Source organism: Proteus terrae (assembly GCF_003144325.1).
Lineage (GTDB): Bacteria > Pseudomonadota > Gammaproteobacteria > Enterobacterales > Enterobacteriaceae > Proteus > Proteus terrae.
Window position 1 is genome coordinate 120,300 of record NZ_PENS01000001.1, and the last position, 25,856, is coordinate 146,155.

Annotated in this window: 20 protein-coding genes; 6 read left to right on the plus strand and 14 right to left on the minus strand. The window is 37.4% G+C overall.

Going from position 1 to position 25,856, the window contains the following annotated elements:
- Positions 1-144: 144 nt before the first annotated feature.
- Positions 145-1,485, plus strand: a complete 1,341-nt coding sequence (locus DK857_RS00545; protein WP_109393276.1) for an MATE family efflux transporter — start codon at positions 145-147, stop codon at positions 1,483-1,485.
- Positions 1,486-1,524: 39 nt separating this feature from the next.
- On the opposite strand, the gene DK857_RS00550 is transcribed toward DK857_RS00545, so the two are convergent.
- Entirely contained in the window at positions 1,525-2,319 is a 795-nt protein-coding gene (locus DK857_RS00550) for a hypothetical protein (protein WP_109401290.1), read from the minus strand.
- A gap of 105 nt (positions 2,320-2,424) precedes the next feature.
- Positions 2,425-3,042 carry a hypothetical protein gene (locus DK857_RS00555; RefSeq protein WP_109401291.1) on the minus strand — a complete coding sequence of 206 codons (618 nt, stop codon included), beginning with the start codon at positions 3,040-3,042 and terminating at the stop codon, positions 2,425-2,427.
- 460 nt (positions 3,043-3,502) lie between these two features.
- Between DK857_RS00555 and pepT the strand changes: the two genes are divergently transcribed.
- From pepT to DK857_RS00570, 3 genes are all read left to right on the plus strand, one after another.
- On the plus strand, positions 3,503-4,756 hold the full coding sequence (pepT, locus tag DK857_RS00560) for a peptidase T (protein WP_099659957.1): 1,254 nt from the start codon (positions 3,503-3,505) through the stop codon (positions 4,754-4,756).
- The gene (dcuC, locus tag DK857_RS00565) at positions 4,753-6,120 is read left to right on the plus strand and encodes a C4-dicarboxylate transporter DcuC (protein WP_109393273.1); all 1,368 of its coding nucleotides are present in this window, start codon (positions 4,753-4,755) and stop codon (positions 6,118-6,120) included. Before pepT ends, dcuC begins: the two co-directional genes overlap by 4 nt.
- A gap of 672 nt (positions 6,121-6,792) precedes the next feature.
- Complete coding sequence (locus tag DK857_RS00570) at positions 6,793-8,115, plus strand: L-cysteine desulfidase family protein (protein WP_109393272.1); 1,323 nt, start codon at positions 6,793-6,795, stop codon at positions 8,113-8,115.
- A gap of 178 nt (positions 8,116-8,293) precedes the next feature.
- On the opposite strand, the gene yjiA is transcribed toward DK857_RS00570, so the two are convergent.
- From yjiA to apt, 11 genes are all read right to left on the minus strand, one after another.
- Positions 8,294-9,274, minus strand: coding sequence for a GTPase (yjiA, locus tag DK857_RS00575; protein WP_109393271.1), 981 nt, complete (start codon positions 9,272-9,274; stop codon positions 8,294-8,296).
- Between the two features lie 22 nt (positions 9,275-9,296).
- Positions 9,297-9,503 carry a YbdD/YjiX family protein gene (locus DK857_RS00580; RefSeq protein WP_004245057.1) on the minus strand — a complete coding sequence of 69 codons (207 nt, stop codon included), beginning with the start codon at positions 9,501-9,503 and terminating at the stop codon, positions 9,297-9,299.
- Positions 9,504-9,564: 61 nt separating this feature from the next.
- On the minus strand, positions 9,565-11,715 hold the full coding sequence (locus DK857_RS00585) for a carbon starvation CstA family protein (RefSeq protein ID WP_109393270.1): 2,151 nt from the start codon (positions 11,713-11,715) through the stop codon (positions 9,565-9,567).
- Between the two features lie 336 nt (positions 11,716-12,051).
- Entirely contained in the window at positions 12,052-14,559 is a 2,508-nt protein-coding gene (locus DK857_RS00590; RefSeq protein ID WP_109401292.1) for a TonB family protein, read from the minus strand.
- Between the two features lie 15 nt (positions 14,560-14,574).
- Positions 14,575-16,026 carry a DNA-binding protein gene (locus tag DK857_RS00595; RefSeq protein WP_157957583.1) on the minus strand — a complete coding sequence of 484 codons (1,452 nt, stop codon included), beginning with the start codon at positions 16,024-16,026 and terminating at the stop codon, positions 14,575-14,577.
- Positions 16,027-16,043: 17 nt separating this feature from the next.
- Positions 16,044-16,799 (minus strand): PP2C family serine/threonine-protein phosphatase, encoded by a 756-nt coding sequence (locus tag DK857_RS00600; protein ID WP_109401294.1) that lies wholly within the window; start codon positions 16,797-16,799, stop codon positions 16,044-16,046.
- The gene (locus DK857_RS00605; RefSeq protein ID WP_227003096.1) at positions 16,799-17,467 is read right to left on the minus strand and encodes a vWA domain-containing protein; all 669 of its coding nucleotides are present in this window, start codon (positions 17,465-17,467) and stop codon (positions 16,799-16,801) included. Before DK857_RS00605 ends, DK857_RS00600 begins: the two co-directional genes overlap by 1 nt.
- A gap of 243 nt (positions 17,468-17,710) precedes the next feature.
- Positions 17,711-18,316 carry a recombination mediator RecR gene (gene recR / locus DK857_RS00610; RefSeq protein WP_069368552.1) on the minus strand — a complete coding sequence of 202 codons (606 nt, stop codon included), beginning with the start codon at positions 18,314-18,316 and terminating at the stop codon, positions 17,711-17,713.
- Positions 18,316-18,645: a YbaB/EbfC family nucleoid-associated protein gene (locus DK857_RS00615; protein ID WP_023580840.1), complete on the minus strand. Its 330-nt coding sequence runs from the start codon at positions 18,643-18,645 to the stop codon at positions 18,316-18,318. Before DK857_RS00615 ends, recR begins: the two co-directional genes overlap by 1 nt.
- Before the next feature lie 54 nt (positions 18,646-18,699).
- Positions 18,700-20,673 carry a DNA polymerase III subunit gamma/tau gene (gene dnaX, locus DK857_RS00620; RefSeq protein ID WP_109401296.1) on the minus strand — a complete coding sequence of 658 codons (1,974 nt, stop codon included), beginning with the start codon at positions 20,671-20,673 and terminating at the stop codon, positions 18,700-18,702.
- 253 nt (positions 20,674-20,926) lie between these two features.
- A complete protein-coding gene (gene apt / locus DK857_RS00625; protein ID WP_109401383.1) occupies positions 20,927-21,478 on the minus strand; it encodes an adenine phosphoribosyltransferase in 552 nt (183 codons plus the stop codon).
- Positions 21,479-21,615: 137 nt separating this feature from the next.
- On the opposite strand from apt, the gene priC reads away from it, so the two are divergent.
- Positions 21,616-22,158, plus strand: coding sequence for a primosomal replication protein PriC (gene priC / locus DK857_RS00630; RefSeq protein WP_098941091.1), 543 nt, complete (start codon positions 21,616-21,618; stop codon positions 22,156-22,158).
- 11 nt (positions 22,159-22,169) lie between these two features.
- A complete protein-coding gene (rsmS, locus tag DK857_RS00635) occupies positions 22,170-22,334 on the plus strand; it encodes a pleiotropic regulatory protein RsmS (RefSeq protein WP_109401297.1) in 165 nt (54 codons plus the stop codon).
- On the opposite strand, the gene mscK is transcribed toward rsmS, so the two are convergent.
- Positions 22,335-25,757 (minus strand): mechanosensitive channel MscK, encoded by a 3,423-nt coding sequence (gene mscK / locus DK857_RS00640; RefSeq protein ID WP_109393264.1) that lies wholly within the window; start codon positions 25,755-25,757, stop codon positions 22,335-22,337. It lies immediately after the preceding gene.
- Positions 25,758-25,856 lie beyond the last annotated feature (99 nt).

Below are 25,856 nucleotides of genomic sequence, written 5' to 3' on the forward strand. Positions count from 1 at the left end.
CAATGAATAAACCATATAAATATCTTTTTTGCCAGATAAACATTATTTGCTCTATTACCTTATAAATAAACCTTGTAGAATCCCCTATCTTCCTACACGTTATATTAATAAATCGATTTCACTCTGTTTTTAAGAAGGTTTTCAATGCATCAATCTGATGTAGCGGATCGCTCGCTTTTCTCTCTTAGTTGGCCGATATTTATAGATATATTCCTACATCTAGCCACACTATTAATTAATACTTACATGGTAAGCCACGTTTCCACAGCTTACTTAGCTGCTATGGGCGTCGGTAACCAAGTTTTTGACCTTTTCATTACTATTTTTAGTTTTATTAGTGTGGGATGTAGCGTTGTTATTGCCCAATACTTAGGAGCTGGTAAAAAAGAAAAAGCCAGCCAAGCCATCCATATTTCTATCGCTTTTAACTCTTTGCTCGGTATCAGTAGCGCTTTGATCATTCTTTTCTTTGGCTACAATATTCTGCATATCATGAATACGCCAGAGCACTTAGTGCAAGATGGCTATAACTATCTACATATTATTGGTATTTGCCTTATTCCTGAGGCAATCTCGATTATTCTTGCAGCTTGTCTGAGAGTTTATGGCAAATCTAAAGCAGCCATGTATGTCACATTGATAGCCAACATTGTTACCGTTATTGGTAATATGATTGTACTTTACGGCTTCTTTGGTTTACCACAATACGGATTAGTTGGCGTTGCTTGGTCTACAGTTATCGGTCGTATTATTGCAGTTATTTTACTGTGTGGATTACTGTTCTACGGTTTACGTATTAAATTCGAAGCCAAACAACTCGTGGTATGGTCTAAAAATATGTTAGGGAAGATCCTACATATTGGTTTGCCCGCAGCGGGAGAAAACCTAGTTTGGATTTTACATTATATGACTGCATCTGCCTTTATTGGATTAATGGGTGAAGTCCCTCTTGCAGCACAAACTCTCTATTTCCAACTGTCATTATTTTTAATGCTCTTTGGGATTGCGATTAGCATTGGTAATGAAATATTAGTAGGCCACTTAGTCGGTGCAAAACGCTTTGATGATGCTTTTACTCGAGGCTGGAAAAGTTTAAAAACAGGTGTGATATTTACGATTGGTGTTGTTATTGTTTATTGGTTTATGCGTGATCCTATTTTGTATTCCATTACAGAAGATCAACGCATTATTGACCAATTGATCCCATTATTTATTTTATCGGTCTTTTTAGAACCGGGCCGTACTTTTAATATCATAATGGTAAATGCTTTACGTGCGGCAGGCGATGCTAAATTCCCGCTGATGACAGCAATTTGCTTTATGTGGGGTGTTGCTATTCCTGTTGGCTATTTCCTCGGTATTAAGATGGAAATGGGTCTAATTGGTATCTGGATTGGCTTCCTTTGTGATGAGTGGCTACGCGGATTAACTAACGCATGGCGTTGGCGCTCTCGCAGATGGCAAGCTAAGCGCTTGGATATATAACTATCAAATTCCCCCGATATTTTGATCGGGGGAAATTTGTTAAATAATATTATTGTCTTTTAATTTTAGGCTTTTTAAAAGAATAATAGAATTTAAGCCTCTTTTTAAATCTTCATTTAATTTTATTTGATTTTTATTTAATTTATTAAAATCATCTATAAATCGAAAAATAAATCTACTAATTAAGAAAGATCCTTCTATTTCATATTGCTCTTCATACTTATCACATAAAGAAAATAACTCATTTAATGAGACATCACTTAATCTTCGGATTAGATTATCTTTAAAACTTCCTTTTATTTTTTTATTTTCAGAAACAATTTCAGATAAAGCATCAATTAAATCTAATTTTTCACTTAAAGAATAATCATTATTCATTGTTTCATAAATACTTTCTTCAACAAAATCTTTCATTAAATTATCAATAGAATAAACTAATGAATTTATATTTTTCAATTTATTAACATCATAGTTTTTATTTTTTAAGTAACTAAATATTAGCTCTATTTCTTTCTTACTTAAATCAACAAAAAAATTAAATTTTTTATTATTAATGGATAAACTTTTATCAAAAAGATAAGTATCGGAATTATTATCATAATTAACGTCATAAGAATTGGTAACATTATCTAAACTCTTACCCATTTCCATATAAATGGGTTCATCTTCCGTTAGATCGTTCTCATTTAAAGAGTTAACATCAAAAAATTCATTTACTGAATTTTCTACTAATAATACTGAGTTAAGTTTAATGTTAAAATCAGCACTTGATGATTGATTTAATACATTTAATGAACTTTTTTGTTCTAGCCTACCTATACTTTCGATAATCATTATTATCATCCCATTAGTTTATTATAGGCACTATTTTATATTTTGTTTTCTCTTCTTCTTTCATTTATCCACCATCTATATAATTGATTTTTATAATATATTAAATTAATTCTTATAAAGAATATTTTCCACAGTATTATCAATACTTTCTTTTAAAAAGAATTTATAGCTATCAATACTTCCAAAACTAGATTTTATTTTATCGTCTGAATTTAATAGGCTATCTGCTATTGATTCTAAAAAATTATTTTTAGAATTATCTAAAGATATTTTATTACCAGAAAATAAAATCCATTTAGAATGAAATTCTAATTCTTTCTTAAACTCTGTAATTTTTTCTTTCTCTAATTCAGGTATTTCCTTCAAGAAAGAGATAATATCATTAATAATGCTCGATTTTATTTCATCACTTTTTATTTTTCTTTGGGCTTCGGATAATGGTTTATCAAAAACTTCATCGTTTTCTTTTTTATCTGTTTTTTCCTTGTTATCTAATTTTACAGGAGTGCTTTCACTCTGATTGTTCTTATTTTCAACATTAGAAATATTTTTTCTCAATCCTAAAAAATCATTTTTTATGTTAATGCTTGGTTTTATAAAACTGATAATTGTATTATAACAACTTAATATTATTCCATTTAAAATATTTTTAATTTCTCTGCTTTTATTTTCAACATTTTTTATTGCTGAAAATGTATTTCTAACAATATTATTTATATACATATATCCTCCTAATCGTTTTAGGAGAATTAAAACGTATATCATAATTAACTTCTATCAATAAGTTATGTTTTTTTAATCATTATTTGCTAAAAGATTCATAAAAAAGTCAATAAAATATAATTATTTAATAAAATAAAACATTAAAATAAGTAATGATTATTTTTATATTTTTAAAACATTTAATGTTTACAGTGCTTTTTCCATGATTAAGATCACAGAAAAACGTTCCCATAAGTTAAATACAAGAACCTAACCTACAAAAAACACTATTTTTTCTAATAAAGAGAAAACCAAAAATTAAATAATAATTAACATTAAATTATTATTTTAAAAATAATAATTTTTCTATAATTCCCTATTGTTTTTTTTATGATACAAGTAAGTGTTAGTCTTTTCTAATAAATGAAATAAGTAAGTATTAATACAAAGAATACAATTAAAAACACAATGGAGTATTGTCATGAATCTCGTTGAACGGTTTATTTCTTATACAAAAGTTAACACCACCACAAATAGGGAAAATGGCGCAGCTGGTATTATGCCTTCTTCGGAAGGTCAGCGAGTCCTAGCTCTACAATTAGTCGAAGAGTTAAAAACTTTAGGTGTTGAAGATATCAAAATTCGTGATACTGCGATTGTTACCGCAACACTGCCTTCTAATCTTGACTATGAAGTTCCAACCGTTGCTTTTTTTGGCCATTTAGATACCAGTGCTGAACAAACTAATGATACCAAAGCGCAAATTCTACCTTATAAAGGTGGCGATCTTTGCTTAAATAAAGAACTTGAGATCTTTTTACGTCAAAGCGAGTTTCCTGAATTAGAAAATTATATTGGTGACGATATTATCGTAACCGATGGTACTAGCTTATTAGGCGCTGACGACAAAGCTGCTATCGCTTCTATTATGGATATGTTGCAATACTTTAAACAACACCCTGAAGTTAAACACGGTACCGTTAAAATCGGTTTTGTTCCCGATGAAGAACAGGGTTTACGTGGTGCTAAAGTCTTTGATACTAAAGAGTTTGGTGCTGATTTCGCCTATACTTTAGATTGCTGTGGTATTGGTGAATTAGTGTATGAAAACTGGAATGCTGGTGATGTTGAAATCACTTTTACAGGTGCATCTGCTCACCCAATGTCAGCAAAAGGTAAATTAAAAAATTCACTGTTAATGGCGCACAAATTTGTTGCCATGTTACCGGGCGGTGAAGCACCTGAATATACCGAAGGCCGTGAAGGTTATTATTGGGTCAAACAATTAGCAGGTAATAGTGCCCGTACTGTATTAAAAATGGATGTGCGTGATTTCACCGAAAAAGGTTATGCACAACGTATGGCATTTTTAAAACAACTTTCCGATTATTGTGAAGGTTTATGGGGTGAAGGTTCAGTAGCTTGTAAACTTGCTGACCGTTATGCCAACGTCTTTAATAGCCTGCAAGGTGATAATCGTTATCCTATCGATATTGCTGTGGCTGCTTATGAAGCGAATGGTATTACACCTCGCCCAATTCCAATGCGTGGTGGTTATGATGGCGCAGCACTCTCTCAAAATGGCCTACCTTGTCCTAATATCTTTACTGGCGCTCATAACTTCCACTCTATTTATGAATATCTACCCGTTAAATCGCTTTATGCTGCCAGTGATGTCTTAAAATCTGTCGTTAAGATCACAGCAGAGCGTTTTGCACCTGGAGCTAAAGCATGATCCAAATTCTTGCGGTCTTAATTGTCGTTGTTATTGTCGCTAGAATGATCTTGAAAGGATATAAAGCAGAACCTGTTTTGTTAGTTGCTGGTTTAGCCTTAATGGCGCTAACAATGATGTTTGGTTGGGGAGATATTCTTCCTAAAAATGTCAAAACAACAGGTATCGGTTGGTTAGATCCTTTTGAAGTAATGCGTGATCTCTTTAGTAGTCGTGCGGCTGATCTTGGTTTAATGATCATGGCACTGATGGGATTTGCACATTATATGGATCATATTGGCGCCAATGAGGCCGTTGTTCGTGTTGCAACTCGCCCATTGAAAAATATGCGCTCACCTTATGTATTGCTATTTTTCTCGTTTTTACTCGCTAGTATTTTGCAACTTGCTATTCCTTCAGCAACTGGATTGGCCGTTCTATTAATGGGTACGATGTTCCCGATTATGATAGGACTTGGCTTATCTCCAGCTTCAGCTGCGGGTGTAATTGCAACTTCATTGGGTGTTGCTTATACCCCAACTGCCATTGATGCCATTCGTGGTGCAAAAGCGGTTGATTTAGGGGTTGTTGAATATGTGCTTTATTACCAAGGCCCTGCGGCGATTGCAACCGTATTAGCTGTTGGTATTACACATATCTTCTGGCAGCGCCATTGTGACCGTAAAGCCGGATTTGTACCTCAGTTAGGTAAAGTGTCTGAAGAAGCAAAGAGTGATAAAAACGTACCCGGCTTTTATGCCTTACTGCCAATGTTACCAATCATAATGGCAGTCGGTTCATCAAGCCTCTTTGTTGAAGGTATTCACCTTGATGTAGTCACGATCGTATTAATTTCAATGGCAATTTGTATGCTGATTGAAACATTACGCTTGCGTGATTTTAAATCAGTGTGTGCAGGCTTCCAGCATTTCTTAAAAGGTATGGGTTCTGCATTTAGTAACGTTGTGGGATTATTAGTCGCAGCAGGTGTTTTTGCTCATGGTATTAAAGTCAGTGGTGCAATTGATAGCCTGATCGTGATGGCGGAATCTGTTGGTTTACCACCATTTGCAATGGCATTGGTCTTCGCTATCGTAACATTAGCAGCAGCAATTATTATGGGTTCAGGTAATGCGCCTTTCCTTGCGTTCGTTGAACTTATTCCACAAATTGCCCATAGCATGGGTGTAAACCCAATTGCGATGATTTTACCAATGCAACAAGCATCACATATGGGACGAGGTATGTCTCCTGTGGCTGGGGTTATCATTGCAGTATCTAGTGGCGCGAAATTACAACCATTTGATGTTGTAAAAAGGACTGCAATACCGCTTATGGTAGGTTTTGTATTCCACAGCGCTATTATTGCTATCTTCTATTATTGATAAATATACCTGAAGCAATATTTGTTGCTTCAGGTTATTTTCAAATAATAAACATATTAAAAATAGTCAAAGATATTTTATTGTTATTTTTATAAACAATAACTAATTGTTTATTTTTTTAAAAATTTATTTAATTACTTATTCTAAAACAAACATCAAAGCTATCATTATGAAAATATTAACAAAAGAATAAAGCATTATTCTTATACACTGAAAAACAATGAGCCTATTATCTGCTTTGTTAAAATAAAAATGTGATATTGAAAATATTCATTCATTATTTTTATTTTAACGATTCTGAGTTAGCCCACATTAAGTATGATAATTATACTAGCAATAGAATTGTGTATTCGTTCTATTGCCTTTTTATTTAATCTCATCGTTATTTTTTAAATTATCTTATTTACCTTCATTTTTATCCTCCTTAATTTATACATTAGATACAAAGCCTCCCTTCTTTAGCACTCATAAATTACATTAAAGAGTCAAAACATTTTTTTATTTTATGTGGAAAAAATTACTAATACAGAAGCTATAAAGGGTAATATTTTCTCAAAATTTGAACAATGTTAGTAAATTCAGAAAAAACTTTCTCCAATAAATTCAGTATGATGATGATATTAGAAATAGAATAACCCTTTGAATTCTCATACTGTTTATTGGATGTATGCAATGAAAGAACAATTATCTTCTCGTTGGAAAATATTGATAGCGGCAGTTAAGCAACAAGTTAAACCCGCTTTAGGTTGTACAGAACCTATCTCGCTTGCATTAGCGGCTGCAACAGCAGCAAGTTACTTACAACACGCTATTACCCGTATTAGTGCAGAAGTTTCTCCCAATTTAATGAAAAACGGTATGGGTGTAACTGTACCGGGTACAGGCATGGTGGGATTATCCATCGCCGCAAGCCTAGGTGCCGTTGGTGGTGATTGTAAAGCTGGCCTTGAAGTATTAAAGAATGCGACTCCTGATCATGTTGAGCAAAGTAAAGCGCTATTAGCTGCTGGCATTGTAAACGTTTCAATTAAAAAAGCGTGCCAAGAAGTTCTTTATAGTGAAGTGACTGTTGAAGATGGTGAAAATAGCGCAACAGTGATTATTGCTGGTAATCACACTAATATCGTCAAAATTATTCATAACGGTCATGTTGTTCTTGATAACACTTGCTATGACGCAGAACAGTCTGCATCACCTTGTGAAATTAAAGAAACGTTAACTCAAACCAATACCCAAGAAATTTACCAATTTGTGACTCAAACTCCAGTAGAAGAAATTTCTTTTATCCTTGAGTCAGCACACTTAAATGATGCATTATCAAAAGAAGGTTTGAACAATACTTATGGTTTACATATTGGGCAAACTTTACAACGCCAACAACAGCGTGGCTTATTAGCAAAAGATTTATTATCAGAAATCATGATCCGTACTTCTGCGGCATCTGATGCACGTATGGGTGGCGCCGTTTTACCGGCGATGAGTAACTCAGGCTCAGGTAACCAAGGTATTGCCGCAACGATGCCGGTCGTAGTGGTTGCTGAATATTTGCAAGTTGGCGAAGAAAAAATGGCAAGAGCATTAATGCTTTCCCATTTACTGGCAATCTATATTCACCATAAGTTTCCGGCACTATCTGCGTTATGTGCAGCAACAACAGCATCAATGGGCGCTGCTGGCGCAATTGCATGGCTAATGGATGAACGTTATGAATCTATGGCTATGGCAATTAGTAGCATGATTGGTGATATCAGCGGTGTGATTTGTGATGGCGCATCTAATAGCTGTGCAATGAAAGTCTCAACTGGAGCAAGTGCAGCTTATAAAGCTGTATTAATGGCGCTAGATAACACTTATGTGACAGGTAATGACGGTATTGTCGCTCATGACGTTGATTCTACAATTGAAAATCTGTGTGCATTAGCAAGCCGTGCAATGCAACATACCGATGTTCAAATTATTGAGATAATGGAATATAAAGCCGTTGCCAATGGCTAATTTAAGCGTTTAAAAAAGCACCCCATAATGTTAGTCATTATGGGGTGAAATATAAGATCCTAGGAACAGGATCCTCCTCAAGTCAGGAGCTTATCAATATTCGTTACTGCTATTTACAACTACTACGGTTACTACTCTACTTCTTACTACTTTCTAACACTCACTACAGGGGATTCGGTTAATAAGCCTTTTCTTTTGTACTAGGCATCAATGCATCAAAACTGGCTCTTATCTCTTGTTCTGGTAATTGAATACCAATAAAAACCAATGTGCTTTGACGAGTTTCATCTTCATGCCACGGTCTATCCCAATCAGCACTATAAAGGCGTTGTACGCCTTGAAATAACAAACGATTAGGTTGGTCTTTAATATTTAATATCCCTTTATAACGCAAAAGATTATCAGCGAAACTTAATAGTAATTTTTCCATTACATCTGAAACTTCTTGCAGTTCAACGGGATAATCAAATTTTAGTACAATCGAATTGATGTCATCTTGATTATCAGCCTGATAACGGAACAGAGGCTGTTTTACATCGAGATTATCGTTCAACATAAAACCTTTTACGTTAAACAGTAATCCTAAATCAATTTGTCCATGAATAACGGTATGCACAGGTGCTCTGGCATTAATACGTCTTAGTCGTGCCATTAGTTCAGGAGAGGCTGGCGCAACATCTGTTTTCGTTAATAAGATGCGATCTGCATAACCAATTTGTGATTGTGCAATCGTAAATTGATCCAGTTGTTGCTGAGCGTGAACATTATCAACAAGCGTGATAATGCCATCTAACAAGTAGCGCTGGCAGATAATTTCATGAGAAAAGAATGTTTGGCTAATAGGGCCGGGGTCAGCCATGCCTGTACATTCAATCACTAATCTATCAAACTCGATTTCACCGCGATCCAAACTGTCACATAAGTCTAATAGTGTGTCTTCTAATTCATTCGATTTGCTACAACAAATACAACCATTGGTTAGTGTTTTTATTTGGGTGGCTCTATCACCAATGATTTCATCATCAATCGGTACTTCACCAAATTCATTTTCAATAACAGCAATTTTATAGCCGTGCTCTTCATTAAGCATATGACGTAAAAGTGTTGTCTTTCCTGATCCTAAAAAACCGGTCAGTATTGTCACTGCAATAGGTTCCATCATTTATCTCCTTTACGGATCATTAGCAACAGCGAAAACCGCCTTTACCATCACCACCGCCATAACGGGCTTCCTGACGCTCACGGAAAAACTCGTTATAGGTCATAACAGGCTTATCTGGATGGTTATCTTTCATGTGTTGCACATAATTATCGTAATCAGGAATACCTATTAGCATACGTGCTGCTTGTCCTAGATATTTTCCAGCTTGTCCTAAATTACCAAACATAAGTTTCTCCTAAGCCCCGTACTGGCAAACCAGTACGGGGATTTAACCTATCAACCTGAAGTTAGTGACCTGAGGACACTTTTACATCTTTTGGCATAGGCACATAAGGTGTTTCTTGTGCAGTTGCTTCTGGGTTTTTACGTGCTTTCATTGCGGTACGGAAACCGTAGAAAATGATACTGTAAACAACCACTAAGAATAGAATACTTAAGCCCGCATTAGTGTAGTTATTAATTACAATATGATTCATATTGGTAATTTCTGCAGCTGTTAAGTCAGCACCACCCGCTAAAATCTTCGCTTTGTATTCATTTGCTAGATAGAAGAAACCTTCCATTTGTGGGTCATCACTCAGTAATTTCAGACCTAATGCCCATGTTGTACAAATTAATAACCATGCTGCTGGAATAACCGTTACCCAGATATACTTAGTACGTTTCATCTTAATTAAGATAACAGTACCTAACACCAGAGCAACCGCTGCTAACATTTGGTTCGAGATCCCAAACAGTGGCCATAAGCTCTTAACACCGCCTAATGGGTCAACTACACCTTGGTATAATAAATATCCCCATAAACCTACACAACCCGCTGTACCAATAACACCTGGAATGAACGAGTCTGTTTTCTTCAGATAAGGGATAAAGTTACCTAACAAGTCTTGGAACATAAAACGACCAGAACGTGTACCTGCATCTAACGCCGTTAAAATAAAGAGCGCTTCGAACAAGATACCAAAGTGATACCAAAAGCCCATATCCGCAGCAGGAATGATTTTATGGAATACCATCGCAATACCAACAGCTAAGGTAGGCGCACCACCAGCACGGTTTAATACAGAAGGCTCACCAATATCTTTTGCTGTTTGTAAGATTTCATCAGGCGAAATAACAAAGCCCCATGAACTAACCGTTGCAGCAGCATGTACGGTAACATCTTTTAGCTGTTCCATTATAACTGCTGTATTCTCACCACCTAACTCATGAAGGTTTGGCATAGTAATACCTAAACCTGCTGGTGGAGTATTCATTGCAAAATAGAGGCCTGGTTCAATAATAGAAGCCGCAACTAACGCCATGATTGCAACGAATGATTCCATTAACATTGCACCATAACCGATGAAACGTGCGTCCATCTCATTGGCAATAAGTTTAGGTGTTGTACCCGATGCTATCAGTGCGTGGAAACCAGATACAGCACCACAAGCAATAGTAATGAATAAGAATGGGAATAAAGCCCCTTTCCATAATGGACCTGTACCATCGATATATTGAGTCATCGCTGGCATTTTCAGTTCAGGGTTCAGAATAACAATACCAACCGCTAAACCGACAATAACCCCAATTTTTAAGAAAGTGGCTAAATAGTCACGAGGTGCAAGGATCAACCAAACAGGCAGTAATGCGGAAATGAAAGCATAACCAATAAGACCAAATGTAATTGTCGTGTCTTTAAAGGTTAACGCAGGTCCCCAGTACGGATCGCTAGCAATAACACCACCAAACCAAATCGCGGCAATCAGTAATACAATACCGATAACAGACACTTCGCCAACACGACCTGGGCGAATATAACGCATGTAAATACCCATAAACAGGGCAATAGGTACTGTTGAACAAACAGTGAACACACCCCATGGGCTTTCTGCTAATGCTTTAACAACGATAAGTGCAAGCACTGCAAGAATGATGATCATGATAAGGAAACAGCCGAATAAAGCGATAGTACCCGGAATAGGACCCATCTCTTTCTTTATCATCTCACCAAGTGAATTACCATTACGGCGTGTTGAAATAAACAGCACCATAAAGTCTTGTACAGCACCAGCAAGCACAACCCCAGCTAATAGCCAAAGTGTACCTGGCAAGTACCCCATTTGTGCGGCAAGAACGGGGCCAACTAAAGGACCAGCACCTGCAATCGCTGCAAAGTGGTGACCAAATAAAACATAACGGTTAGTAGGAACATAGTTCAAACCGTCATTGTTAACAACAGAAGGAGTCGCTCTTGTTGGATCTAATTTCATCACTTTTTGAGCAATGTAAAGACTATAGTAACGATAAGCAACTAAATAGACAGCAACAGAAGCAACAACTATCCATAATGCACTAACGTGTTCACCACGGCGAAGTGCAACTACTGAAAGACAAAAAGCACCAATAATCCCGAGAATAACCCAAGGTATGTGCTTTAAAAATGCATTTTTGTTCATGAGACACCTTTTTTTCAGGCAAGACCGAACAGCCAAAGAGTAATGCGGGACAGCAGAGAATAATTTGAGCGAATCTGAGAAATAACTGCCCGCAGATACATAATAAGAATTCTTACACGGGAATGGTGTGACTAAATCTCTTAGCGGTTGTATAACGAATTAAGCGGTCTGTTTTCTCAGTTAAGTGGTTCTGTTATTTTTAAATGGTGATTTTTTTGTGATCTAGATAACAATTTTATGACTTTCAATAAGTTAGAAAATCTCCAAATAGAAGAAAACCTCCTTTTTTCTAACAAAAAAGGAGGTTTTTTATAACATTATTTAATTAAATGGTAATTATTGGCTAAATTGAACTGATATCAAAAGTACATTACCTTTTCGAGTAGGTGAACCATTAAAACGCCATTGATATGCAGCATCAATAACAGCATCGTCTATGCTCATATCTCCACTACTAGATTTCAATAACACCACAGTAGGAACACCTTGAGGATCAACATCAAGTTGTAAGATCATATCTCCTGTTTTAGGTGCGGAGTCAGGCGCATTCACTTTTGGTAGTGGCTGATTACTACCTTTGATATTCGCTGATGAGAAATCAACACTAAATGTCCGATTTGATTGCTCAATTTTATCGGTATTCAAAAATGAACGAACAACTTTGCTATTCGGATCTGATGCCGGTATTGCACGTTGAGCTAACTGAATTTGTGTTAAGTCATCACTGAGATAATCATCAGAAGGCTTAACTTCAACACCTTCAGGTAAATAACGCATATCCATTCTTGCTCGTAAGGTTTGATAGCGCTCTAAACGAGCACCCTCAAGTGTATTTATCACCATTCTCATTTCTAGCATTTGCATTAAAGAACTAATACTCTCTTTCGATTTTTGCTGTGCAGCTTTCGCAAATGCACCTGCGGCAATTTCTGGATCTTCATCAAGCCATGTTATTCCCCAACCTAACCAGACATCTTCACGCTCAGGATCTAATGCAATAGCTTGTTCAAAATGAGTACGCGCTTTCAATAATAAAGTTTGCCAATATTCTTTATCTTGCGGATAAATATTAGGTGATCTGGCTAAGTTGTTAGTTCCCACGTTGTAATACTGCAACTCAAAACGCGCAACCATTCTAACAACATCATCGTTATCTTGATTCATAACGAGTTTTTCATTTAAAAAGCGAATACTGTTATCCCAATTTTCATGATTATTCTCGCCATTAGGCAATGTCTGCAACTCTTTTAAGATTGCTTGTAACGTTGCACGCTTTTCTTGCTGTTTTTGCGATAGTCTAGGGTAATAAGAAGCATAAGGATCATAGCTAGAGCGAGTTACTTCTCTTTCATCGTTTAATTCTGGCGCTTGTTTTTTCAATTCTGAATAAACATTTTCGGTAAGTGTTATCCCTTTAGCTTCTTGTCTTGCGTAAGCTTTAACCAGTTTTATCAATGTTGATTGCAGCTTAACAGCATACTCTTTCCAACCAAGGAGAGTGCTTTCAAAACGCACTGTTACACGTTGGCGATATCCGTCTTTATTTGGCATAAAACGCCAATAACGAGCAGCACTCACAGCTTGATCATCGAAAGCATCAACACCACTACTGTTTTGCACCCAAAGCCCTGAAATACGCCCTTGAGGATCAACATCAACGGATAAAATAACCTCTGCGCGGGGGATATATCTTCTGATGGTTGGATAACGGATCTCAGTTAAGTTTTTCACTTCATTAGGTGATTCAACAATCACTTCTCCAGGATACTCTTTTCCCATCATTGATTGCATTTCAAGATAAGTGGTTAAATCATTATTAATTGCATTACTCACTGGTAATCGCTGATTAGCAAGCTTAGTGACTTCTTCTGGTGGTGTACTGTTTTGTCGATAAAAACGATCTTCGATAACACGCGCTTGCAATATTTGATAAATCTGCCGTTGATTTTCAGTAAGCTCTGAAATTGCTTTTTTCAATAATTGTTGTGCTGAAATATCATTATGCCCTTGCTTAGCCTGTTTCAACGTATCGGCTACCATTAAAGCTAACATCGCTTTTTCAATCTGAGCATCGGGGGAACGATGAGCAATATAAGTCAATGCTAAAACTTGCCATGCCTCAGGTGATAAGGGGGCAACAGCAATAACATTAATACCTGATTGCGTTAATTGAGCATCATGACTATTTGAAAGGGAAGCTAATGCCTGAGCAACCATAATCTCAGGTTGATTTAATAGCCAGTCGCCATAAAAATTGAGTGTTTTTAAAGCGTCCGCACGTTCTGGTGTTCCTTTTGTATGAATTAAATAAGCTTCTTTCGCTTTTGTCGCAGCAGTCACATCATCACTAAAATAATCTAATCCTGGTAAAGCTATTCGTGCTTTTTCAATAGCGTTAATAGATGCCAATGCTTTAGCTTGATTAGACCGAATAATTTTACGAATATCATCTTCACTATTAACAACAAAATAATGAAAATTTTGCCATTCAGATTGTTCGATATTTTGTAAAACAAAACGACGACGATCTTCTAATTCATTCTTTGGGATCACCGAAAATGACACACCTAGCGCCATTAAAAGCACTAGCCCTCCGCCAAATAAATAGTAAATATTTTTAGCTCTCCACGATTGCAATAACATAACAATCGTCATAATGAGAGAGCCTAGCCATAATCCCAGTAAGAAATTACGCTCATCAAAGCGAACTGATGCGGGGAGAATTTTACTATTAAAACCATCAATCAAGCTAAAGGTTGAAACTAGGAAGGCTGGCAACCAAAAAGGGAACAGTAACGTTATAACGCCAATAATAATGAGGATCAGCTTTATTCTTTTTTTCATATTATTTTCCCTAAACTATGGCTTTCTTTTCAAAATATGCATTGAAGGGAAAACAAAAATAACTAACAAGATAATGGCTGAAACCATTAAAAACATCACACTCAACATTGTTATTAGTATTTGTTCAATATAATCCGCTTTGATTAAATCCGAGACCCAATTGGGGCCTAACCCACTACTTATACCCTGCGGAATAAAATTCATCAGCAATAATCCAAATATCACAGGAACCAACATGGCAATTGCGGTATGTAAAATAACCTTAGGGACTTTACTTATTGCTTGTTTTATAGCAATAAAAATCGCAGGAGGCTGTCGCGGTTTAGGCGGAGCTGTGCGTCTTGTCGCTTGTCTAACTGTAGCATTTTGTACTCTGGTTTTACCTACCTGCTCTCGTTGCGTTTCATTTTGTTTTTGAGTCGTTGCAACTTGTTGTAATTGAGCTTGTCTTGCACATGCAGCACAGGCTTTACCCGCAAAATGCTGGTGGTTTTTTTCTTTCTGACAAACCAACATTTGCTGCTTTTCAGGTTGTGCATATTCATAAAGCGCTGTAGACCATGTTTTGGCGCTTGGTCTTAATGAAGGCGCACCAGAAAACGCTTTATCAAAGAGTGTTCTTAATGTATCGGGTAATTGTTTATGTCCACTCGCCACACTAGGTGTAATTAAATTATGCGCTTTTATACCATAACCGTAAAAACGCCCAGCAATACGCCTTGGAATATCCGTAGGTACAGTGTCGTTTTTAGGGCGACCACTAAAAGGATGAATACCAAAATTAAGCAACTGGAAAATAATTACTGCTAAGGCAAATCGGTCTTGCCACTCTTCCTCTGCTTCAGGAATAGTTTGCTTGGCTTGAAATTCTGGCGCTAAATATTCGACGGTAAATTGTCCTGCGGGATAACGTGTATTCTCACCTTGAATACTAAATCCATCACAATCTAGAAGAGACATATACAAACTTGATTTATAAAACCGCAAATTCAGCGGTTTCATATCAATAATGCGATGCCCTTGTTGATGTAAAGCATCAATCAATGAACAAAGGTTATATGCGAGACTAACTTTTGCCCCCATTCCCGTAGGTAACCCATGAGCTTTGGCTTGGCGTTCTTGAAGAATGTATTCCAATTCAATAGTATTTTTGACATCAAGTTCAGGCATCACAAAGCCAACAAATTGTTTTTGACTATTGTATAAACGAGCTTGGGGCCATGCGAGTTGGATAATAGGAGTATTGTTAACAGAGACAGGCTTTAATGCAGGTTCTAATTTCTGCATCGCCGAGATCTTTTTCAGATAATAAGCTTTATCAATTTTGTCATGATAAACTTTTGAAACTTGGAAAGGTGCGTTATTAATATGGCTAACGCTACCTGCACCACCGCTTTTTATCAAATTACCTATTTGATAAATCTTGCCGTTTTCATCTTGTAGTTGCGTAGATACTGGCTGAGCCATCCCTTTTTTTCTCGCTTTTACCACAACTCTTCATCCCTGATGCAAATAACTAAGGTTTTATCATCACCTGTGATTGAATGTGTTCGAGGATCAGCTAAAGTCCCTGCTAACGCCTCACTTCCGCTATCTTCTGAAACTGTTTTTAAATAACGGATCACGGGGGTAATAAACGGTTCATAAAGGGCATCACACGCTTTATTCATAGCAAAAGGCTGTACACCATCAGACATCAGAATAACTTGTTTTATTGGTTTATTTAGGGGAATAACGCGTAAGTGTGCTTCCCAATTTTCTGATGTCACAAACCAAGTTTGATTCGCATATTCTCCGTTTTCTGGCTGTGATACATAACTTGTACCATCGCAGTATTCCACCACAGCAATACCATCACCCAGATGGAACAAATAGCCACTATCATCACCAACCCAACATGCAACCAGTGTTGATGCATATTCATTAAGCGCACACTGTTTTATTTCTGCATATTCGGCAAGCTGGAGGCGAATATCTTCAATAAGTTGCTTAGCCCCTTGTGCTATCTGTTTTTCAGTTAACAAATCAATATTTGGCCACTCTGTAATTCGTAGCGTAAATAACCGAGCAACAAGCTGAGCACCTTGTTCACTATAGCGAGAAGAGCCCGCACCATCACAAACCGCAGCAATAAGATATTCACCTTTGCGACGAATAAAATAAGCATCCTGACAGGGAATTTGACGTTCTTGATGGGCTATGCCTGTCACTGATGCCCCATAAGCTAACCAATCATTCATCAAACAGGTACACTCGCCCAAGAATCAGTTGAAGGTAATTGTGCTGTGCCACCCGGTGTAGATTGAGAAACCACCTGCATACTAGCACTTAGCCATAAGAACAATTCTTTAAATTGCAATCCTTTAAGCATTTTCACACCATTAACACCATTACGGCTAAAGCTCCCCATGACTTCCGCTGATGCACCATCAACCATTATAGGAAATACCGCTGTTTTTTGACTTTCTTCGGCTTGGCGACAAAGCTGTGCAGCCTGCTCCCATTGGTCTGTCGGAACACCATCAGACATTAAAAACAGCCAAGGACGAGTATAAGCAACACCTGCTTGTTTAAAGTGCTGTTTTTCAGCTTCAATCTCTTCAAGCGCTAGCGTAATGGCTTGCCCCATAGGCGTTGTACCATTTGCTTCTAAAACAGGTGCCGTAAAGTCCATTGCATCTTTCCAATCACCATGAACTGTACATTGGTCATACCCGCCATATTCAATCACTAAAATACGCACACGTTTTGCCGCAATAACATCATTTTTTAGTTCTTGTTCTAGTAGCTTAAGGCCTTCATTTAGTTGTTGAATAGGCTGTCCATACATACTACCAGAGCTATCTAATACTAAGATCAGTGGGGTTCTTTGTTCACTATTATCAACCAAGGCTACGTCAGGGATCATAAGATGCTCCATCATTCAGTTATTATTTTTCATGATAATGATTAATGTAACATAAAGACAAGAAATTCATCAGAAAGAAAAAAGCAATAAATTGAAGATAAAGATATATCTAATAAAAATCTTGCCTTAAAGCTCATTAAGCTAGTTTTTGGCTAAATCTGAGATACTTTTCGAGCTTTTAGATAAAAAAAACACCTCATTACATAAAGTAAAAAGGTGCTTTTTAATAAACTATTTATGATGTTAATAGTGGATTTTTTGGCGTCCAGCGATAGAGTGCGAAAGCGTTGTACCATCGACCATTTCAAGCTCACCGCCCACGGGAACTCCATGAGCAATTCGGCTAGCAGCAATATCATACTGAGCACAAATTTCAGCAATATAATTGGCTGTAGCTTCACCTTCAACGGTCGGGTTTGTAGCCAAGATCACTTCTGAAATAGTCTCTTGGCTTAAGCGTTCTTCAAGTCTATCTAAACCAATATCCATAGGCCCAATACCATCTAAAGGGGATAAATGCCCCATTAAAACAAAGTATCGTCCCGCAAACTGCCCTGTCTGCTCGATAGCATGAATATCCGCAGGACTTTCGACAACACAAATTTGCCCATTTTGCTGACGGCGAACATTGGCACAGATGGTGCAACGCTCTTCTTCAGTAAAGGTTCGGCAATCACAACAATGACCAATTTCAGACATTGCACGCGTGAGTGCTTGTGCAAGTCGCATACCACCGCTTCTATCACGTTGAAGCAGTTGGAAAGCCATTCGTTGCGCTGATTTAGGTCCGACACCGGGTAAACAACGCAACGCTTCCATTAATGATTCAAGAAGTGGGCTGGTTTGCATTAGAATGGCATCTTAAAGCCTGGTGGTAATTGCATACCGTTAGAAACAGAGGCCATTCTTTCTTTTTGTGTTTCATCAATACGACGCGCAGCATCATTAAAGGCAGCAGCAATCAGATCTTCCAGCATCTCTTTGTCATCTTCTAGCAGGCTAGGATCGATTTCAACGCGACGGCAATTATGAGCACCATTGATAGTGATCTTAACTAAGCCAGCGCCAGATTCACCAGTCACTTCTAAGTTTGCGATCTCTTCTTGCATTTGTTGCATTTTTTCTTGCATTTGTTGGGCTTGCTTCATCAGATTACCCAAACCACCTTTTCCGAACATAATTGTCTCTCTTTGTAAAAGCCACACAGTATGAAGTCATACAACATGTTGCGATTAAACAGGTCGGATACTTTCTTCATCCAGTTCAGCATCAAAATATTGCTGTAATGTTTGAATCGTTTTATCCGTAATAATCGATTGACGCGATAACGCCAATTTTTCATCATAAATGGCTTGTCGCCACTCCAACGGTGTTTTTACCGCTGGATCATCATCTTCTATAATTGTGAGTGAAATTGCTTTTCCATGCAATTCACTTAACGCATTAGTGAGCGTGCGTAACGCATTTGCTGAATTTAAATGTTTCTGTTTAGTTCGTAAATGCAAAATAACGTTTTCTTCACTTACTGTCTCTTTATACGCATTTAATGCCAGTTGTTGTACTAATTTAGGCAGTGGCATTTTGTCAATTTCAGCAGCCCAAGCATCTCTTTCTTGCGACTCTTTAGCAATTTTTGCTGCTAATTCAGGTGTTTTTTCATATTCGAGAACTTCTTTGAGCTCTTTTGGTGAAGAAACAACCTCTTGCGTTGACATTAATTCAGGGTTTTGTGGACGCCACTGATACTCTTCTTTTTTCTTTTTTTCAGGCGCATTAGTCTGACGCTTAGCAACTTGCTGGCGTTTTTCACTCACGGCTGCTAGCCGCTCTAATGCACTAGCAGCCGGCTTAGCCCGATTAGGCGTCGCCGGTTCAGACTTTTTTGGCGGGGTTTGTTGTTCCGTCCCCTTTATTGCCTGCCTTGCTCTTAAAAGTTGTGCAGCAGGGCTATTGCCTAATGAAGCACTATTTTCTGTTGGTGAAGATGGTTTGTGAGCCATTTGAGACGAATGCGTTTGCGCCACTTGCGGGGCGTAATGTTCAGACATTCTATTCGCAGGCAGTGATGCCGAAGGTAACGTTTGTGCTAATGGCGCAGAAGGTATTTCGTCAATCACTGTTTTAGGATGAAAAGCAAGCGCACGTAGTAGCGTCATTTCAACGCCCATACGTCTATCTGGCGCATAAGCCAGCTCTTTTCGCCCTACTAATAAGGTTTGATAATAGAGTTGTAAATCTTGTGGAGAAACAGATTTAGCCAATAAACGTAAGCGCTCTTGAGTAAATTGTGCTTGAGGATCCTCTTCACTTGGCAATAATTGCAACATTGCAATTTGATGTAGTAATGAGAGTGTTTCAACCAAGAGATTTTCCCAGTCAGTACCTCTTGAAGCAACTTCATTAACCAGCGACATAACCTGTTGACCATCGGCTTTTGCCAGCGCTTCAATCAATGCTAAAGGCTGAGCATCATCAATCGTGCCAAGCATTTGGCTAACCACTTCTGCACTGACAACACCTTCGCCACTTGCAATAGCTTGGTCTGTTAAGCTTAATGCATCTCGCATACTGCCATCAGCGGCACGCGCAATAAGTTGACGCGCTCTTACATCATTTTCAATATGCTCAGCTGCAAGCACTTTTTCGAGTTGTGTTGCAATCTGGTCAATATCTAATGCACGCAGATGAAATTGTAAGCAACGCGATAAAATCGTGACAGGTAATTTTTGTGGATCGGTCGTCGCTAATAAGAATTTAACGTGCTCTGGCGGTTCTTCTAATGTTTTTAATAGCGCATTAAAACTGTGACGAGAAAGCATGTGAACTTCGTCGATTAGGTAGACCTTAAAACGTCCACGAGCAGGCGCATATTGAACATTATCAAGCAATTCACGGGTGTCTTCTACCTTAGTACGAGATGCGGCATCGATTTCAATTAAATCGACAAAACGCCCTTGTTCTATTTCAAGACAATTTGCACATTGACCACAAGGTTTACTCGTAATGCCAGTTTCACAATTAAGCCCTTTGGCAAATAATCGGGCAATAGTGGTTTTTCCAACACCTCTTGTGCCAGAAAAAAGATAGGCGTGATGAAGTCGCTGATGATCAAGACCATTAGCTAAAGCCGTCAACACATGACGTTGACCAACAACATCGTTAAAAGTTTGTGGGCGCCACTTACGGGCAAGTACCTGATAGCTCATTGATTCCGCTAAATTTGAACAAGATTTATCTCTATGCTAACACAGGGACGACCTATTGAGCGAGATTTGTAAGAAACAAATGAGATATTGATGAAAGAACCAGCAGAAATTGAAGATAAAATAAAAAGTAACAATTGTGCGGGCAATATACATTTATAAAAATAGAAAAACTTATAAACGATATATAAACACCCGCACTTTTACTTGTGCTTACGATAAGAGCTCATAAGCCCTTCTCTAAACAGTGAAGATATTAATGTCCTGGAAAATCAACCAGTGTAAAGCTGTGAACACCTTGTTTTTCTAAGCGTTCGATACCGCCTAAATCAGGTAAGCAGATAATGAAAGCGGCTTCTGTCACAGTACCACCTAAACGGCGGATAAGACGAGCAGTTGCTTCAATAGTGCCCCCCGTTGCCAGTAAATCATCAACCATTAACACTTTGTCTCGATCCGTAATGCTATCTTTGTGGATCTCTAAAGTATCTGTGCCGTATTCCAGATCATAAGTTTCACTGAGCGTTTCGCGAGGCAATTTACCTTTTTTACGAACAGGAACAAAACCAACACCTAGGCGTAAGGCAACAGGAGCACCAAATAAGAAGCCACGCGCTTCGGTACCCACAACTTTAGTGATACCCTGACCTTGATAGTGTTCTACCAATAAATCAATGGTTGCCTGATATGCAGCAGGATTATCCAATAACGTAGTGATATCACGGAATAATATCCCTTCTTTTGGATAATCAGGAATGGTTTCAATACTGTCTTTAATAAATTGCAGTTGTTGCGCGTTAGCAGTCATAATCAGTGCCATAATAAAAAACGAAACGATAGAATCTATGCAATATGCCGTTAAAATGCAACAGAAAGCCAGTTAACAACTCTTTTTTGTTGCTTTAAGTCAATTCATGTTTTTATCAAAACAGGGACAAGAACCAGATGAATAAACCCGATCCTTTAAGCTTGTTTAAAAAACAGATAGACAATCTTGCCGAAACAGTGGCGCCTATTGCAAACAAAAAAATTGCAGCACCTTGCTTCGACACAGCACTGTTCCACCGCCGAAGTGATTCCCTTGGTGGCTATATGCAACAGATCCGCGATAATTTTACCCAGTTAATCGCTTGTGTTGAAGCACAACGAAGCCAGCAGGTTAAATTTCTGGCCACACAAATCCTACAACAAATTGAAGCATTAACTCGTGAATTATCGACACAAACACTAAGAAAGCAAGAGAACCAGCTTACTCAACGAAAAAAAAGTGTCGATTTATACCAAAAGCTTGCCCAACATCAGGATTATGAACGTCGATTACAATCCATGATCCAAGATAGAGAACTTTCATTAACGCAAGCACAAAGCTTTATAAAGCAACAAGAGTTACAAAAAGAGATTGCTGCGCTTGAAAATCGCCTTGCACGCTGTAAAAACGCCTTGTTTTCTATCGAAAAGAGCATTGAGAAACAAGAAGATAAATTTTAGGGGAAGTGACAATGAGTTTAAAAGAAGCACCTGAGTCTGTTCAATTGGCTGTCGATCTTATCTATTTACTTGAAAGCCACCATATTGATCCTAAAACAGCACTGGAAGCGCTTGAGATTGTGCGCCAAGATTATGAAAAAAAATTGGCGGCACAATCTCCCCATTCATCTATTTAATTAAGCGAAAGGCGTATTGGCTTCAGGTGTTGAGCCATCCAGAGGACGTTTTATCTCTTGTACTTCATCACCTTGTTTATTATGCAAATAGACATCAAGTTGGTTAAACGCGATATTGATATTATTTTCATTACATAGCTTATCAATAGCACGGTTAACCTCATCTATTGCAATACTTCTATCACCTAATGTTCTGACATAAAAACGCAAATCATGATTTAGGGTACTTGCCCCAAATTCAGTAAATAGCACCACAGGTTCTGGTTCAGTCATCACTCTGACATTATCTTTAGCGGCTTTCATTAAGATCTCTTTGACCTTATCAAGATCAGATCCATAAGCAACGCCCACTTGAATAATAATACGTGTCACCGTATCAGATAATGTCCAGTTAATAAGTCGCTCGGTTACAAACGCTTTATTTGGAATAATCACTTCTTTTCGATCAAAGTCAGTCACTGTCGTTGCCCTAATACGAATTCGGCTAACTGTACCGGAATAAGTACCAATAGTAACAGTATCACCAATTCTGACAGGCCTTTCGAATAAGATAATTAAGCCAGACACAAAGTTTGCAAATATCTCTTGTAAACCGAACCCTAAACCAACCGTTAAAGCTGCGGCTAACCATTGCAATTTTTCCCATGCTACACCTAATATTCCCAGTGATACGATGGTTCCGATAGCAATAATAATGTAGGTCAAAATAGTTGTGATTGCGTAAGAAGCACCTTGTTGCAGTTTTATGCGAGATAAAATTAATACTTCTAATAACCCCGGTAAGTTTCTCGTCATAAACCAAGAAATTGCCATAATAGAAACAGACAATAATAGATCAGCAACAGTAACTGCCTTAACAACATTACCTAGTTCTGTTGGTAAATTGTAACTCCAGAGCGTTATTCCATCTAAATAGGTAAAGACAGTAATAAAATCAGACCAAATTCCATAGAAACTAGAAGCAAAGATGATAAATAAGATCATCGTTGTTAGTCTTAATGATTGCTGATTGATTTGCTCCATATCCATTGGTGGTTCTTGAATAGGTTCAAGGCTATTATCTTCACCTTCTTTTTTCTCTTTTAACATAGCTTGTCTACGTTCAAGAGCTCGGCGATAAGCAAGCCTTCTAGCGGCAACGGTTAATCCACGTAAACTGGCGTGGTAAGCAATAAACCACAACATAAGCAGATATAAACTGTCGATCCAACGATTTGCCAAACGTAACGCCGTATAGTAATAACCAAAAATAACCAGCCCCATTAAAATTAAAGGCGAAAACGTTAATAAGGTAATCACAACGGTTCTAACAACATGATTGCCTTTCTCTTGCCACATTTCACGGCAAAATGGCAGTGCGCATAAGCTAATACCAAATAGTGAAATAATTGCAATCAACTGCCCAATAACATCGCCCACCAGCAATAATGGATTATTAATCCCATAAGCAGAAAGCAAAATAATAGGCAACATAGGAAGAGAGAGTCGCAATAAACGCTTACGGTTTTGTTGGACTCGTTCCATAGGAATTTTGAAATGTTTTACAGCAACACCATCGTCAGACATTAAGCGATAAGACCATTCAAACATCAACCAAAATACCGCAAATTGCCAAGCGAAAGACCAGATAAATTCTTGTTGCACATTAAAGCTATTGATTAGCCAATATCCTATTGCTAAGACGAAACAAGATAACGGTAACGTTTTTAGAAAGACAATTCCCAGCGCGAGTGGGGTATGTAACTGGGAATCTTTATTGAGTTTATTAATATCCCCATTGAGTTTTTCAAACTGGGTATCGAGTTTCTTACGTTGCCAAATCAGTATTGAACCGAACAAAATTAGTGCGATAAGAACAGGAAGTGATTTCTTAGCCCCGATCAGCAGATTTTCATTTGACCAATTAAGTTTAAAACCTTGAAACTCAGCAACTGCCTGAGCAGGAAATGTTGAGAACCAATTGAGATTAATTGGCTTATTACTGCTTACCCAGAAAATTTGCTGAGCCAATGTATTTTCAAGAGAACTCACCACACTGCGTAATTGCTGTTGATCCATTTGTAGGTTAATCGAACCCGAGATTTGATTACCCAATTGATTATTGAGCTTATCAAGCAATTCACGTCGAGCATCAACAAGTAATTCTAACGCACTACGCAGCTCTTTTTGTGCATTGGGATCTGTTACTTCAGGATGAGTAGCTTGGTATTCATGCATCAACTGGTCAATATAAATACTTGGCTGTATTATCTGATCGCGTTGTTTGTTTATTTCAAACTGCTCTAAACGTAAGTCTGCAATTTTATCCGGCAGATTATTAATGAAAATACCATCAGGTAAATCGACCTGCTCTTCAAATAAAATACGAGAAAGCAATAAGCTTCCTTTAAGCACATCAATTTGTTCTTTTAAATTTCGTTCAGATTGAATAGCTCTGTCTAAACGATTTTTGACCATTAGACTATGGCTGTTTAACTCATTATTATTTTGCGTTGTAACAATCAGCTTATCACTAAGACGTTTATTAATTTCTGTTTGCGCTAAATAAAAAGGATTACTATTAATCGCTTGATTTTCAAGTCCTGTACTTTGCGCTTCTTTCGCCGTTTCTTCTGAACTGTCTAAACGCTTATCACTAATCTCATCTTGAATGAGTTGAGCATGTTCTTGGGAAAGATCAATGTAAGCAGAACTATAATCACGTTGAAGCTGTAATAAACTTTGCAACTGTACATTAGATTGTAAGGTACGTTTTTGATAATTATTCTGTTGTTGAAGGTAATATTGTTCTAATTGTAATAATTGTACTGCAGAAGGTCGCATTTGCGCTTTATCTGCACTGCTTTTATTCAATAATGTTCTTATTTGTTGCAGTCTTTCTGAGTTATTAAATAAAACAGATTGCGCCCTTTCTGGTTGTGTTTGTAACACAATAAGTTCATTGCTGTAATTTGCTAAATCATCTTGCGCTTTTTGTAATGATTGTAAGACAGTCTCTAATTGTGACTCTAACGTTGCTAACGGTAATGCTTCTAGTGATTTTTGATAGTCTTCCGCTTCTTTATTAGCGACTTTCTGTTTTAACTGATTAAGTTGATATTGTGCATTACGCAGTTTTTCAGGTAATTGCTCTACGTTTTTATCATAACTTGCTAATTTTTTTTCTAACTGTTGAATGTTATCAAGTAATAAGAGCGATTGTTCAAAGTCAGCAATCGTTAATTTATCTTCAGCACTTAACTCACTACGTTTGTTTAATAAATTAAGCTGATTTTGAATACTTTCTTGGGTAGGTAAATTACTAGGTGTCGCAGCTAAAACAGAGGTGGTTGAGAAACTCAAAAAAATAAACATAATAATCGTGGCGAAGATAATCGTCATTATTCGATTATTGAACTGAGAAAAAAAAGTTTGAGTACGCATGGTTAAGCAACTTGTTCAATTAATATTGAAAAACTGTTTATTATTATAATCCAATTGCTTCAAATTGGCAGTGTAAACAGCACAAGTTGCTTGATTTGT